General features: G+C 62.6%; 12 protein-coding genes and 1 pseudogene. 6 read left to right on the top strand and 7 right to left on the bottom strand.

Annotated elements, in window-relative coordinates:
* Window positions 1-470, bottom strand: a 470-nt coding sequence (locus ACIGII_RS19265) for an ATP-grasp domain-containing protein (RefSeq protein WP_399657642.1), incomplete at its 3' end; no start/stop codon positions are given.
* A 307-nt stretch (window positions 471-777) separates the two neighbouring features.
* Here ACIGII_RS19265 and ACIGII_RS19260 point away from each other — a divergent pair.
* The 3 genes from ACIGII_RS19260 (at window position 778) to ACIGII_RS19250 (ending at window position 4,958) form a co-directional block, all read left to right on the top strand.
* The gene (locus ACIGII_RS19260; protein ID WP_399641271.1) at window positions 778-2,391 is read left to right on the top strand and encodes a sensor histidine kinase; all 1,614 of its coding nucleotides are present in this window, start codon (window positions 778-780) and stop codon (window positions 2,389-2,391) included.
* Window positions 2,392-2,455: 64 nt separating this feature from the next.
* A complete protein-coding gene (locus ACIGII_RS19255; protein WP_399641273.1) occupies window positions 2,456-3,841 on the top strand; it encodes a sigma-54-dependent transcriptional regulator in 1,386 nt (461 codons plus the stop codon).
* Window positions 3,842-4,409: 568 nt separating this feature from the next.
* Window positions 4,410-4,958 carry a SymE family type I addiction module toxin gene (locus tag ACIGII_RS19250; RefSeq protein ID WP_399641276.1) on the top strand — a complete coding sequence of 183 codons (549 nt, stop codon included), beginning with the start codon at window positions 4,410-4,412 and terminating at the stop codon, window positions 4,956-4,958.
* A 165-nt stretch (window positions 4,959-5,123) separates the two neighbouring features.
* Here the strand turns inward: ACIGII_RS19250 and ACIGII_RS19245 are convergent, their stop codons facing one another.
* From ACIGII_RS19245 to ACIGII_RS19220, 6 genes and pseudogenes are all read right to left on the bottom strand, one after another.
* Window positions 5,124-5,486 (bottom strand): hypothetical protein, encoded by a 363-nt coding sequence (locus tag ACIGII_RS19245; protein WP_399641279.1) that lies wholly within the window; start codon window positions 5,484-5,486, stop codon window positions 5,124-5,126.
* 70 nt (window positions 5,487-5,556) lie between these two features.
* Window positions 5,557-5,664 (bottom strand): annotated as a pseudogene (locus ACIGII_RS19240) (transposase); the annotation flags it as partial.
* Between the two features lie 321 nt (window positions 5,665-5,985).
* Window positions 5,986-6,294: a hypothetical protein gene (locus tag ACIGII_RS19235; protein WP_399641282.1), complete on the bottom strand. Its 309-nt coding sequence runs from the start codon at window positions 6,292-6,294 to the stop codon at window positions 5,986-5,988.
* Window positions 6,295-7,352: 1,058 nt separating this feature from the next.
* Complete coding sequence (pilB, locus tag ACIGII_RS19230; RefSeq protein WP_399641285.1) at window positions 7,353-9,083, bottom strand: type IV-A pilus assembly ATPase PilB; 1,731 nt, start codon at window positions 9,081-9,083, stop codon at window positions 7,353-7,355.
* A gap of 53 nt (window positions 9,084-9,136) precedes the next feature.
* The gene (locus ACIGII_RS19225; RefSeq protein WP_399641288.1) at window positions 9,137-9,547 is read right to left on the bottom strand and encodes a pilin; all 411 of its coding nucleotides are present in this window, start codon (window positions 9,545-9,547) and stop codon (window positions 9,137-9,139) included.
* Between the two features lie 148 nt (window positions 9,548-9,695).
* Window positions 9,696-10,112 carry a pilin gene (locus tag ACIGII_RS19220; protein WP_399641290.1) on the bottom strand — a complete coding sequence of 139 codons (417 nt, stop codon included), beginning with the start codon at window positions 10,110-10,112 and terminating at the stop codon, window positions 9,696-9,698.
* Window positions 10,113-10,469: 357 nt separating this feature from the next.
* Between ACIGII_RS19220 and ACIGII_RS19215 the strand changes: the two genes are divergently transcribed.
* The 3 genes from ACIGII_RS19215 to coaE are packed head-to-tail and all read left to right on the top strand — an operon-like array spanning window position 10,470 to window position 13,222.
* Complete coding sequence (locus ACIGII_RS19215; RefSeq protein WP_399641291.1) at window positions 10,470-11,729, top strand: type II secretion system F family protein; 1,260 nt, start codon at window positions 10,470-10,472, stop codon at window positions 11,727-11,729.
* Between the two features lie 7 nt (window positions 11,730-11,736).
* Window positions 11,737-12,600, top strand: coding sequence for a prepilin peptidase (locus ACIGII_RS19210; RefSeq protein WP_399641293.1), 864 nt, complete (start codon window positions 11,737-11,739; stop codon window positions 12,598-12,600).
* Window positions 12,601-12,610: 10 nt separating this feature from the next.
* Entirely contained in the window at window positions 12,611-13,222 is a 612-nt protein-coding gene (gene coaE, locus ACIGII_RS19205) for a dephospho-CoA kinase (protein WP_399641296.1), read from the top strand.
* Window positions 13,223-13,401: the final 179 nt, after the last annotated feature.

The following is a 13,401-nucleotide window of genomic DNA, read 5'->3' as shown; positions in this document are numbered from 1 at the left end:
CCCTGCACGCCTTCGACGAAGTCGACGTTGAGCGAGTGGATCAGCTCCGGGGTTTCAGCAGCCACCTGCTCGATTTCCACGCCGCCTTCCGACGAGGCGATGTAGGTGATGGTCTTGGTGCCACGGTCGACCAGCACCGAGAGGTACAGCTCCTTGACGATCTCACCGGCGGTGGTCACCAGCACCAGGTTGACCGGCAGTTCAACGCCAGCGGTCTGGTAGGTGGCCATCTTGGTGCCGAGCATCTTGGCCGCAGCGGCCTTGACGTCATCGGTGGTCTTGCAGAACTTGACGCCGCCAGCCTTGCCGCGACCGCCCGCATGGATCTGCGCCTTCACCATCCAGGGGCCCTGGCCCAGGGCGTTGGCCGCTTCGACCGCTTCTTCGGGAGTCGCTGCGACCTTGCCGGCCGGGACCGGGATGCCGTACTCGGCAAGCAGCTGTTTTGACTGGTATTCGTGGAAATTCATGCGTCACCGTGGGAATAGGAACGACCGCACGCACGGACCGCGGCGGGCCCACTATTGTGGACGACGCGGCGCGCAGGCGCAAAATGCGTGTGAAACCGGGGCCCCGCCCGGGAACTTTTCTACCGCCATTCAGTCAGTTGCGTCGACCGGGACCGGGTGGGGGCGGGTCGCGAGCGGGCAGAATGCGCGGTCCGGGGCGGGCCACCCATCTTTGGGTGGGTTTCCTATACTGTGAGGAGACGAGCAGCCGGGCAGAGCCGTGCTCTGCCCGGCTTCACCACCCGACAGCCTGAAGGGGAGTTCCGGCGTGTCACCCAGTGCTTCATTGATCGACCGCATCGAGTCCTTGCCGAAGCGGGAGCTGTATTTCTTCGCCCTGTACCGCGTGCTGATCGCCGCGGTCATCGCCGCGCTGCTGTTCAGCCCACTGGCCGGACTGGTGGGCGAGTCCACCCACCCGGAACTGGCGGCAGTGGTCAGCCTGGGCTACCTGGTGCTGTCGCTGCTGATCCTGGCCGTGGGCCGCAACGACCGCTGGCTGCGCCGCACCGTGGTGAGCAGCCTGCTGGTGGACATCACCGCCACCGTGCTGCTGGCCCATGCCCTGCCCGGCGCCAGCGCCGGCCTGTCCATGGCCCTGCTGTTCAACATTGCCGCCGCAGCCACCCTGCTGCCGCTGTCGTGGGGCATGGGCCTGGCGTTCGCGGCCGGCGCCGCCACCGCCGGCGGCTATGTCTGGAACCTGCTGGAAACCGGTGAGCCCACCCGCACCCTGGCCGAGTTGGCCATGTTCATCACCAGCTTCCTGGCCCTGGCTTTCGTCAGCTACCAGGTGGGCAACCGCGCCCGCCGCAACCAGCAGCTGGCCAACCAGCGCGGCGACGAAGTGGCCAACCTGTTCCAGATCAACGAGCTGATCATCCGCCGCATGCGCACCGGCGTGCTGGTGGTGGACGCGGCCAACCGCATCACCCTGGCCAACGAAGCCGCCTCCACCCTGATAGGCGACACCGACGGCAACAGCGGCACCGGCCTGCTGGAACTGGGCAGCGCCGCGCCGGACCTGAGCCGCCGCCTGCAGCGCTGGCGCAACGGCTGGGCGAGCGAGGAAACCCCGCTGCAGCTCTCGCCCGACCAGCCCGAAGTGCAGCCGCGCTTCGCCCGCCTGCTGGCCGGCAGCGACCTCACCCTGGTGTTCCTGGACGACTCCAGCGTGGTTTCGCGCCGCGCCGAATCCCTGACCCTCTCGGCCATGGGCCGGTTCTCGGCCAGCCTGGCCCACGAGATCCGCAACCCGCTCGCCGCCATCAATTACGCCGCCCAGTTGCTGGAAGAGTCCACCGCCATCGGCGACACCGACCGCCGCCTGCTGCAGATCATCCACCAGCAGTGTCAGCGCACCAACGGCATCGTGGAAAGCGTGCTGGGCCTGGCCCGGCGCGAGCGGGCCAACCCGGAAAACCTGGACCTGGCCGCGTTCGTGCGCCGCTTCGTGCTGGAGTACAAGCAGAGCCTGACCCTGGAAACGGACAGCATCGAACCGATCATCAGCGAATCCTCGGTGCATGGCCTGGTCGACCCGCGCCACCTGCACCAGATCCTGACCGTGCTGGTCCACAACGCACTCAAGTACGGCCGCACCGGCCAGGACCCGGCCCGTGTACGCCTGCGGGTGGCCCGCCAGGACCGCTCGGCGGTGATCGACGTGATGGACCGGGGCCCGGGCATTCCCGAATCGGTGGCCGCGCAGCTGTTCCGACCGTTCTTCACCACCTCCGAACACGGCACCGGGCTCGGCCTGTATATCGCCCGCGAACTGTGCCGCGCCAACCAGGCCAGCCTCGAGTACGTGTCGGTGCCTGCCGGTGGCGCCTGTTTCCGGCTGGTGCTGCCCGGTCCGCACACCATGCTGCCGCAATGAGGCGCTCCCCCGCGGGCGTCAACTATTTGTCGTTATCAACCGCACTCGGCTATCTTTCCCCCATATGAACGAAACCCGCAGCGCCCTCGTCGTTGACGACGAACGCGACATCCGCGAACTGCTGGTACTGACCCTGGGCCGCATGGGCCTGCGCATCAGCACCGCCGCCAACCTGGCCGAAGCGCGCGAGCTGCTGGCCAGCAACCCGTACGACCTGTGCATCACCGACATGCGCCTGCCCGACGGCAACGGCATCGAGCTGGTCACCGAAATCGCCCAGCACTACCCGCGCACCCCGGTGGCGATGATCACCGCGTTCGGCAGCATGGACCTGGCGGTGGAAGCGTTGAAGGCCGGTGCGTTCGATTTCGTCAGCAAGCCGGTGGACATCTCGGTGCTGCGCGGCCTGGTCAAGCATGCGCTGGAACTCAACAACACCGAACGCCCTGCCCCGCCGCCGCTGACCAGCGACACCACCGCGCGGCTGCTCGGCGAATCGGCGGCGATGGACGGCCTGCGCGCCACCATCACCAAAGTCGCGCGCAGCCAGGCGCCGGTGTACATCCTGGGCGAATCGGGCGTGGGCAAGGAACTGGTGGCGCGCACCATCCACGGCCAGAGCGCGCGCGCCCCGGGTGCGTTCGTCCCGGTGAACTGTGGCGCCATTCCATCGGAGCTGATGGAAAGCGAATTCTTCGGGCACAAGAAGGGCAGCTTCAGCGGCGCCCATGCCGACAAGCCCGGCCTGTTCCAGGCCGCGCATGGCGGCACCCTGTTCCTGGACGAAGTGGCCGAACTGCCGCTGCAGATGCAGGTGAAGCTGCTGCGCGCCATCCAGGAAAAGCAGATCCGTCCGGTGGGTTCGGCCACCGAAGTGCCGGTGGACGTGCGCATTCTTTCGGCCACGCACAAGGACCTGGGCGACCTGGTGGAAGACGGGCGCTTCCGCCACGACCTGTACTACCGCATCAACGTGATCGAGCTGCGCGTGCCGCCGCTGCGCGAGCGCCGCAGCGATCTGCCGCAGCTGGCCGCCTCTATTCTTTCGCGACTGGCGCGCACGCATGGCCGCCCTACCCCGCTGCTGGCGCCGTCCGCGCTGGAAGCGCTGGGCACGTACCACTTCCCGGGCAACGTGCGCGAGCTGGAGAACATCCTGGAACGTGCGCTGGCCTTGGCAGAAGGCGACAGCATCGGCGCCAGCGACCTGCGCCTGCCGCAGCCCGGCGCGGTGCGCCAGACCGGCGCAGCGGTGTCGCAGCATGAGGAAGCCGTGGTGGACCTGCCTGCCGGCAGTGGTGCCCTGCCTTCGTACATCGAACAGATGGAGCGCACCGCGATCCAGAAGGCGCTGGAAGAGAACCGCTGGAACAAGACCAAGACGGCCGCGCAGCTGGGGATTACGTTCCGGGCGCTGCGGTACAAGCTTAAAAAGCTGGGAATGGATTGAATTACCCGGCGGTTCGCTGGCAACTGGCAGTTGGCAAATCACTCGTAGAGCCACGCCCTGCGTGGTTGCGCGGAACAGGTGCCAGGTTCAGACCCTGGGACCGAACAGCTGGGACTCGCCGCGCACCGCGATGACACGCGTGGCGTGTCACTACGACGCACCGCCCGCGCCCATCGAAGCCTCCCATCGCCTACGGCACAACCCCGTAGCGACACGCCATGCGTGTCCCACGTAGCCCATGGCGCGACCGACCTACCCAAACCGCACAGCCGTCGCACTTCCGCTCAGACCCGCGCCACTAGCGACACAGCTTAGGCAACGCCTACCGAAACCCACAAAACCAACAGAAACAATCAACTAGTCGGCCAACGCATCATCGCGCATGGTGTGCGACGGAGCTTCAAATCTCCAAGTGGATGCAAAATTATGGACGTCCCATGTCGGGAGGGTGGCTAATACAAGACCCCTCAACCGGGGAAATACTCCACGCCGCATGCATCCACGCGGATTTGAACCTCCCGGCTCCCTTGCCGTACCGGCAAGGGAGATTTTCCCCTGGAGGCCTCCCATGCGCTCAGCCCGCAACACCCCTCTCTTTCCCGAAGTCCATCTCCCCACCGCCGCCCGTCCGCGCCACTACACCGTGCGCGCACACACCTATGCCTGGATGGACACTTTCGGCGGCGGCGCGGCCCCGTGCCTGTCGATCCACGGCCACTGGCTGGAAAAAGCAGGCTTCCGAACCGGCGCCAGCGTGAGCGTGGAAGCCACTGTGGGGCAGCTCATCATCAACCTGGTCGAGTACCCCGAATCAGCGCGCGATCGCCAACCCCGAAACTTCGAAAAGCATATCGAGAAGCAGGGAAGCGCAAGCCCAGGCGAAGATGTTGTACACGAACACCCAGGCTGGCTGGTCCGCGAACACATCCTCGCCCCGATGGGCGCTTCCACCCTGGACTTCGCCCACGCCATCGGCATTTCCCAGGACCTGGCCGAATGCTTCCTCGCCGGCGATCACGACATAGACCTGGACCTGGCCGAGCGGCTGGCGCCGTTCTCCAGCACCTCGCAGTGGTTCTGGTGGAAGCTCCAGCAAAAGCACCACGCGGTCCGGTAGAGCCGGGCGCTGCCCGGCTGGCTCGCCAAAGACGCACGCCTATCAGTGGTGCGGCTGCCCACTCATCGCCATGGCTTCGGCAGTGATAAGTAGTGAGCAGCCTCGCTGAGCTGAGCCCATACAGGAATGGAGAGCTCTGCCGCTTCAATCATCGCCGCACCTTGCTCATCCTGCCTGGTCGATTTCCATGGCGACAAGAAATTGGCTTGCGGCATCCCTGACCTGCTCCCAAGACGGATGAAAGAGCTCACTCGCATCATTCCCCGCAAACGCAGCATCCGGCAGGGCAGCCGCAGCTCCCACCAGACATGCAATTCTCTGTTTCATCGTCTCCGACACTCCACTCCAGTGCAGCAGTGACTCTCCAACCAAAAGCTCCTGCCTGAGCTCCCATGCGGAAGCGAAATGACTTTCGGACTGCTGCAATGCTAGGTCGGGGCCAGCCGCAACGATTCTGGCCGAGTCTTCGAAGTAGAAGAGACAACTCTTCATTGAATCTTCAAGATCCTCCTCACGTACACCTTCCATCGTAATTCTCCTGTTCTCACTCGGAGCGGACCGAGCAGGCATTTCCACGCCTTTCACCTTACGCATCATCAATGCCGAGACGGGCGTGCGCCGCCACATCCACCACCGTAAAGCCGCGCTCGATCACTTGCTTGATTGCCTCGGATTTGAACTCATCCGTGTAGCGCTTGTTGCTGATAGACACCTCTATCGTTGCCATCCATGATGGCCCCATAGGTGTCTACGAAAGGCCGACCGGTCCATTATCCAGGGATGACGGGTCAAAGCCGTCCTCTTCGACTCCCAGCCAAAGGTCATACAGAGCATCAGGACTGAAGAATGGCTCGCAGAAAAACCAACCACCCAGCCTCGAACTGCAGGCCAAGCGTCGATAGTTTCATAGGAGCTATGTCCATTGCGGCTTTGGCATTCAAGACCCACATCAGCCATCTCAAAATTTGCGGGAAGATGCCGACATATGGAAACCAACCACGCGCCAGGCTCGTTATAACAGCGCCAATCACGACCGAATGAGACGTAAGACCTCCTCGTCACACGACGCACTTCGCGCAATATGTGCTCGAACGTCCCCAGCCATGAGCTGGTCAGGATCAAGAAAAGACAGCTCGACCAGCTTCAGGAGCACATCCTTGGAGGGAGCACTTCGCAGCCACCAATGGAAAATCCCGTTCCTGTCGTGTTCTGAAGCTGCCTCCATCCCAAGCTCATAACTGGCGCAGAGCTGATTCACCAGCTCTTCCGGCAACATGCCGTACTCAAGCCACTTGGAATGGAACTGCATTACACCGAGATAGCTAGCCACGTCCATGTACTATGCGCCCTAAGGATGAGAGAAGTGGGTGCCAACTGAATCCACCGCGACATCTTCATGATGGCACCTTCCTGGGAAGCATATGTGCACTTCGCAAACAAACATCAACAGTGCGGCCCCTTGCAGTGCGAACCATGCACTTGCCAAGCTTTTGCTTCTTACAGGCTCCATCAGCGACCCCCTCGGCCCGAACTGACAGGGAGCCGGCTTCGCCGCCCATTCCCACGCAGCCTCCTCTTCATCCTGCCTACTCGATCTCTCCGAAATAGCCAAGCTCCACATACGTGCAGGAAGGCGAAATCGACCGAAGGATCGCCATCATTCCCACAACCCCCTCGGCTTCATCCCGACAGCTTGTCGTGTTGTTCGGTTCCCCTGGTGGGGCGCAGATCCCTCCGCAGCCGAGTGACCTCCGACGGTGTAGCCCGGCTTGTACATCTTGCGCGCCGGCTGGTCCTCAAGCACAGACCTGATGAAGTAGACCGGACCCGTGCCACTATCCATGTACAGGTACGCTTCTCCTTCTTCCAGAGACTTCCGTAACGGCCTGCGGTTTCGCGCAGCCCAGCCTCAGCTTTGTGCAGACTGTCGTGGCAAGCGGTGTAGCAAAACCGAGGTTCAGTGCTCTGCGCGTGGGGCCGTTCCCATGGCCGCAAGCCAAGCAGCAAATAGCAATGCGGCAACGTGGAAGGTGTTAGTCAGGAGTATTGCACTCAGCCCGCGTTCTCGGGCCTGACTACTGCGAGTTTGGGGGAACTGCGTCCCATCGCCAATCTTCGTCATCGGCTTGGACCGCGTCGGGAATTTAGCCCGGGCATGCAACGCAACCATCAGCGGTGCGAAGACCATCGAAAATCGTGGAATCACATCGACGTCCTTGTCAACTGAGGATGAAGCTTCCTGCGCGGACGTGCTCGCCCTTACCCCTCAGGTCCCTCCCGACGTATTGCTGAGAACGACCTTTAGAACCGAGAGCAAGGCCCCGATTTCAGACCCTGCCCGTTGCCACTGATTACTTAAGCACCCGTGAGGGCTGATCTGCGCCCTGCAGGGGATCAATCCTTGGTAACGCGATTGATCTCAGCGAGGCTGGTGGTGCCGGCTGCGGCCTTGACCAACGCGGATTGGCGCAGATCGTTCACGCCTGCACGCTGAGCTGCTTCGGCGATCTGGATGGCATTGCCGCCGGCCAAGACGATCACCGAAATCTCTTCACTCATCGGCATGACCTGATAGATACCCGTACGTCCCTTATAGCCTTCAGTGCATTCTTCGCAGCCAACGGCTTCGTAGAGCGTGATGCCAGCATCCAGCTGGGCTTGGGTAAACCCTTCGGCGAGCAGCGCATTGGCGGGCAGATCGACCGGCCGCTTGCAGTTGTTGCACAGGCGCCGGGCCAAACGCTGCGCGATGACCAGGGTCACCGAGCTGGTGATATTGAACGGCGCGATGCCCATGTTCATCAGACGCGCAATGGTCTGGGGCGCGTCGTTGGTATGTAGGGTGGACAGCACCATGTGACCTGTCTGGGCGGCCTTGATCGCGATCTCAGCCGTTTCCAGGTCACGGATTTCGCCGACCATGATGATGTCCGGATCCTGACGCAGGAACGAACGCAGCGCTGCGGCGAATGTCATGCCCCGCTTGACGTTCTGCTGCACCTGGTTGACGCCGGGCAAACGGATTTCTACCGGATCTTCCGCCGTCGAAATGTTACGCGTTTCATCGTTGAGGATGCCCAGCGCGGTGTACAGCGACACGGTCTTACCCGAACCCGTCGGGCCGGTAACCAGCACCATGCCGTACGGTTTGTGGATGGCTTCCAGGAACAGCTTCTGCTGCACCTCCTCATAGCCAAGCTTGTCGATGCCCAGCTTGGCTGCACTGCCGTCCAGGATACGCAGCACGATCTTTTCGCCGAACAGCGTCGGCAAAGTACTGACACGGAAGTCGATCTGCTTGGTCTTGGACAGGTTGAGCTTGATGCGGCCATCCTGCGGCACGCGCTTTTCAGCGATGTCCAGCTGGGACATCACCTTCAGGCGTGCCGCAATGCGCTGGTTGAGCTTGACCGGGGCCTTGGCCACGTTCTTGAGCAGACCGTCGATACGGAAACGAACGCGGTAGTCGTCCTCGTAAGGCTCGAAGTGAATGTCCGAAGCGCCCTTGCGGATGGCATCCACCAAGACCTTGTTGACGAACTTCACCACCGGCGTGTCGTCGCCCTTGGCATCGTGACCGGCGTCGGTGCCTGCGCCGTCTTCGTCGCCGGCGGAGACGTCAAGATCCCCCATGCCGTCATCGTCACCGCCACCCAGCCCTCCACCGAGAGTGTCGTGCTTGGACTGCCATTGCTCCAGAGTGCGACGGATCTGCTCGTCGTCGACCAGAATCGGCTCCACCACTAGATTGGTATGGAACTTGATCTCGTCCAGCGAGTGCGTCGGATCGCTTGTTCCAACAAACAGCTTGCCGCCACGCTTGAACAGCGGCAGGACGTGGTGCTTGCGTAGCAACTCTTCACTGACCAGCGAAATTGCACTCTGACCGCTGTCGAACACGGATACGTCCAGCAGCGGCATGCCGAACTCCAGCGCGTTGGCGGCCGCCAGCTGCGCTGGGGTGACGAGCTTTTTCTCGGCAAAGTACTGAGGTAGCGGCTGTTTGGCCGCTGCGGCCTTTGACATCGCGTCCCGCGCGACCGCTTCCTCCAGCGCCCCGTCCTGCACCAGACGGCGCGCGATGCCGGTGATCCCGACTAGATTGGCAGTAACAACGGCATTCATTGGCAGGATCCTCTAGTACGTAGCCGCATTATGGCCAGCTTGGGAGCTGGGTACTAGCATCCAGTCGGACGATGCTTCGCATCGAACGCAGCCCCGTCACAGCGCCATAGGCCATCGGCAGTTCGGCGCAATACGAGATCCTTCCCGTTCACAGCACTTCCCCCGGCAAGCGTGCAGGTAATGCTGCCAGCACCGGTCGCGGCAAGGGTCGCTGCCACCGTTGGGCACCGCGTGCTGGCATGCAACCCCACGTAGTCCGCCGTCACTACACTGGCGTCGCTACTGTCCTGCACCACCTGCTCCATCATGGTCTTGCCAGGCCGGATTTCTGCCAACGCCGCGCCAACCTGCGCCTTCGCCACGTAATTTTGGTAAATCGGCAGCGCGATAGCCGCCAAGATCGCGATGATCGCAATGACAATCATCAGTTCGATCAGTGTGAACCCCTGTTGCCTGCCTCTCATGACACTCCTCTCGCAAGGCTCCCCGTGGCCTCATGCAACGCTAAAGCACGTTCCGTGCCAAGCCGTGCATCTGGGCCGAATCCCACGCGAGAGCAAAAAAAAAGGCCCCGGGCATGCCGGGGCCTTTTGGCAAGCTCAAACCAGGGTATTAGCAGCCCTTCGGCTTGTACTTGGCGTCAGCCGCACCACCAGTGGTGCTGCAGGCCCAGGTGCCGGCGGTGGCATCACGGGTCCACACAACGGTGCCTTCGTTGATCTTCGGGTTGCCCTTCAGGGTGCAGGTGATGGACGCAGCGCCGGTGGCAGCCACCGAGGTGGTGATCGCACAACGGGTGGTCGAGGCGTTCAGACCGATCTGGGTGACGTCGGTCACGGTGCCAGTCAGACCTTCGTTGATCAGAACTTCGGCGTTGGTCTTGCCGGGGGTGATTTCGGCCAGACCGGCGCCCACCTGCGACTTGGCAACGTAGTCCTGGTACATCGGCAGTGCGATGGCGGCCAGGATCGCGATGATCGCGATGACGATCATCAGTTCGATGAGGGTAAAGCCCTGCTGCTTCTTCATGTGTACATCCCCTAGAGGTGGTTTTGAAAAATGAACACTGGGTCGCGCCTGGCCGGTTGACCGGCTGAGCAAGGCAATCGCCCGTGCGGGTGGTTGAAAGCAGGTTGCGTGCCAACTTCTCAGCAATGCTCCCCAGCATTCCCCGGCGCAATGATGGCAGCAATCTTCAGGATTGGAACCCCCCGCACAGTAATTTGCGACACAACCTGCATTGTGACGCGGTGCGTCACCTTTTGACGGCTTCGGGCCTGGCCCTCGGTCACGGATTGTCGCCAAGGAGGGATGCCACGACGGCTCGGAACCGGCTACCATTCGGTTCAGAAGCCCGCCTGGGGATGGTGGGGCTGGGGAGCCTGTATGTCTGTTAGCCGAAGTGCTGTCAAGAAAGAGCCCGTGGCGCGTAGCACCATGGAGTTGCAGCCGTTTGTCTGGGAGGGGACCGACAAGCGGGGCGTGAAGATGAAGGGCGAGCAGCCCGCCAAGAATGCCAACCTGCTCAGAGCCGAGCTGCGCCGCCAGGGAATATCGCCAGGCATGGTCAAGCCCAAGCCCAAGCCGCTCTTCGGAGCCGCAGGCAAGGCGGTGGGCGCCAAGGACATTGCGTTCTTCAGCCGCCAGATGGCGACCATGATGAAGTCAGGCGTTCCGATCGTGAGCGCGCTGGACATCATCGGTAGCGGGCACAAAAACCCCCGCATGAAGAAGATGGTGGACGGGATCCGCACTGACATCGAGGGCGGCTCATCGTTGCATGAAGCCATCAGCAAGTATCCGGTCCAATTCGACGAGCTGTATCGCAACCTGGTCAAGGCTGGCGAAGGCGCTGGTGTACTGGAAACCGTCCTGGAGACGGTAGCCAACTACAAGGAAAACATCGAAGCCCTAAAAGGCAAGATCAAGAAGGCGCTGTTCTATCCGATCATGGTCCTGGCAGTGGCCCTGATCGTGAGCAGCATCCTGCTGGTCTGGGTGGTCCCTCAATTTGAGGATGTTTTCAAGGGATTTGGTGCCGACCTTCCCGCCTTTACCCAGATGATCGTGAATCTATCCAGATTCATGGTGTCGTGGTGGTGGGCGATCATGATCGTCATTGTCGGGAGCATAGTGGCATTCATCGCCGCTTATAAGCGCTCACCCCGTATGCAGCACACGATGGATCGGATGATCCTGATGGTGCCGGTGATCGGCCAGCTGATGCACAGTAGCGCCATTGCCCGCTTCGCGCGCACTACTGCCGTGACGTTCAAGGCCGGCGTGCCGCTGGTGGAAGCGCTGGGCATTGTCGCCGGCGCCACCGGCAACAAGGTTTACGAAGAGGCTGTACTGCGCATGCGCAGCGACGTGTCTGTCGGCTTCCCGGTCAATATGGCCATGAAGCAGACCAACCTGTTCCCGCACATGGTGATCCAGATGACCGCCATCGGTGAAGAGGCCGGCGCCCTGGATGCCATGCTGTTCAAGGTGGCTGAGTACTACGAACAGGAAGTCAACAACACGGTGGACGCGCTGAGCAGTCTGTTGGAGCCGATCGTGATGGTGGTCATTGGTGTTATCGTCGGCGGCATGGTGATCGGCATGTACTTGCCCATCTTCAAGCTCGCATCGGTAGTCGGATAATCAATCAATGGCATTTCTCGACCAGCATCCCGGCCTCGGCTATCCGGCCGCGGCCGCACTGGGGTTGCTGATTGGCAGCTTCCTCAATGTGGTGATCCTGCGCCTGCCCAAGCGGCTGGAGTGGCAGTGGAAGCGCGACGCCCGCGAGGTGCTCGAGCTTCCGGACATCTACGAACCACCCCCGCCCGGGATCGTGGTCGAGCCGTCGCACTGCCCGCACTGCAAGCACAAGCTGTCCTGGTACGAGAACATCCCGCTGTTCAGCTGGCTGGTCCTGCGTGGCAAGTGTCGCCATTGCCACGCACCGATCTCGATCCAGTACCCATTGGTGGAGCTGATCACCGGGCTGCTGGTGCTGGCCAGTGTGTGGCAGTTCGGCTTTGGCTGGCAGGGCTTTGGCGCCATCGTGCTGAGCTGTTTCCTGGTGGCCCTGTCCGGGATCGACCTGCGCACCCAGCTGTTGCCCGACCAGCTCACCCTGCCGCTGATGTGGCTGGGGTTGATAGGCAGTATCGACAACCTCTACATGCCGGCCAAACCGGCCCTGCTGGGCGCCATTGCGGGCTATCTTTCGCTATGGACCGTGTGGTGGCTGTTCAAGCAGATCACCGGCAAGGAAGGCATGGGCCACGGCGATTTCAAGCTGCTGGCCGCGCTGGGCGCCTGGTGCGGGTTGAAGGGCATCCTGCCGATCATCCTGCTGTCGTCGGTAATCGGCGCGATCGTGGGCTCGATCTGGCTGTATTCGCGCGGCCGCGACCACGCCACCCCCATCCCGTTCGGGCCGTACCTGGCTGTTGCCGGCTGGATCGTGTTCATGTGGGGCGAGCCGCTGATCGACGGCTACATGAGACTCTCCGGCCTGCGCTGAGGGCACGGCGATGAGCCAGTTCGTGGTGGGATTGACCGGCGGCGTGGCCGCCGGCAAAAGCGAGGTCAGCCGCCGCTTCGAGGCCCTGGGCATCGTGGTGGCCGATGCCGACATCGCGGCCCGCACCGTGGTGGCGCCCGGCAGCGAAGGGCTGGCCCGGATCGTGGCGCATTTTGGGTCTGGCATCCTGCTGGCCGACGGCCAGCTGGACCGCGCGGCGCTGCGCGGGCGGATTTTTGCCTCGGCCCAGGAACGGCAGGCGCTGGAAGCCATCACCCACCCTGCCATCCGGGAACTGCTGCGGCGCACCTGTGAGGCGGCGGCCAGCCCCTACGCCATTGCCGCCATTCCGTTGCTGACCGAGGCCGGTGGGCGCCAACGCTATCCGTGGCTGGACCGGATTCTGGTGGTGGATGCGCCGGTGGCGGTGCAGCATGCGCGGCTGATGCTGCGTGATGGGACGACGGCTGAACTTGCCGATCGGATGATTGCCGCACAGGCCAGCCGCGAGGAACGCCTGGCGCTGGCCGATGACGTGGTGGTCAATGATGGGCACCCGGACCATCTGCAGGCCGAGGTGGAGCGGTTGGATCAGGCTTACCGGACGCTGGCAGCCGCGTAGGGACACGCCATGCGTGTCCCACGTAGATCATGGTCGTTCCATGTTTCCGGGTTCGGGCGGGTGTCCGTGTCCGTGGGACACGCGTGTGAGCTGACCCCCAAATGTTGGACAGTTGGGGCTAGGTTGCGGAGGCTTGGGTCCGATATTGAATCGGACTCATGCCACCCAAGCCGAGCTTG

Source organism: Stenotrophomonas sp. NPDC077420 (genome assembly GCF_044543385.1).
GTDB lineage: Bacteria > Pseudomonadota > Gammaproteobacteria > Xanthomonadales > Xanthomonadaceae > Stenotrophomonas.
The sequence above is the reverse complement of the archived record's forward strand: the minus strand, read 5'-3'. Positions and strand labels throughout refer to the sequence as shown.

What these genes read in the sequence shown, in the direction of transcription:
- ACIGII_RS19255 (WP_399641273.1), top strand. Translation starts at nt 2,456, where the DNA reads ATGAACGAAACCCGCAGCGCCCTCGTCGTTGACGACGAACGCGACATC.
- ACIGII_RS19250 (WP_399641276.1), top strand. Translation starts at nt 4,410, where the DNA reads ATGCGCTCAGCCCGCAACACCCCTCTCTTTCCCGAAGTCCATCTCCCC.
- ACIGII_RS19245 (WP_399641279.1), bottom strand. Translation starts at nt 5,486, where the DNA reads ATGGAAGGTGTACGTGAGGAGGATCTTGAAGATTCAATGAAGAGTTGT.
- ACIGII_RS19235 (WP_399641282.1), bottom strand. Translation starts at nt 6,294, where the DNA reads ATGGACGTGGCTAGCTATCTCGGTGTAATGCAGTTCCATTCCAAGTGG.
- pilB (WP_399641285.1), bottom strand. Translation starts at nt 9,083, where the DNA reads ATGAATGCCGTTGTTACTGCCAATCTAGTCGGGATCACCGGCATCGCG.
- ACIGII_RS19225 (WP_399641288.1), bottom strand. Translation starts at nt 9,547, where the DNA reads ATGAGAGGCAGGCAACAGGGGTTCACACTGATCGAACTGATGATTGTC.
- ACIGII_RS19220 (WP_399641290.1), bottom strand. Translation starts at nt 10,112, where the DNA reads ATGAAGAAGCAGCAGGGCTTTACCCTCATCGAACTGATGATCGTCATC.
- ACIGII_RS19215 (WP_399641291.1), top strand. Translation starts at nt 10,470, where the DNA reads ATGTCTGTTAGCCGAAGTGCTGTCAAGAAAGAGCCCGTGGCGCGTAGC.
- ACIGII_RS19210 (WP_399641293.1), top strand. Translation starts at nt 11,737, where the DNA reads ATGGCATTTCTCGACCAGCATCCCGGCCTCGGCTATCCGGCCGCGGCC.
- coaE (WP_399641296.1), top strand. Translation starts at nt 12,611, where the DNA reads ATGAGCCAGTTCGTGGTGGGATTGACCGGCGGCGTGGCCGCCGGCAAA.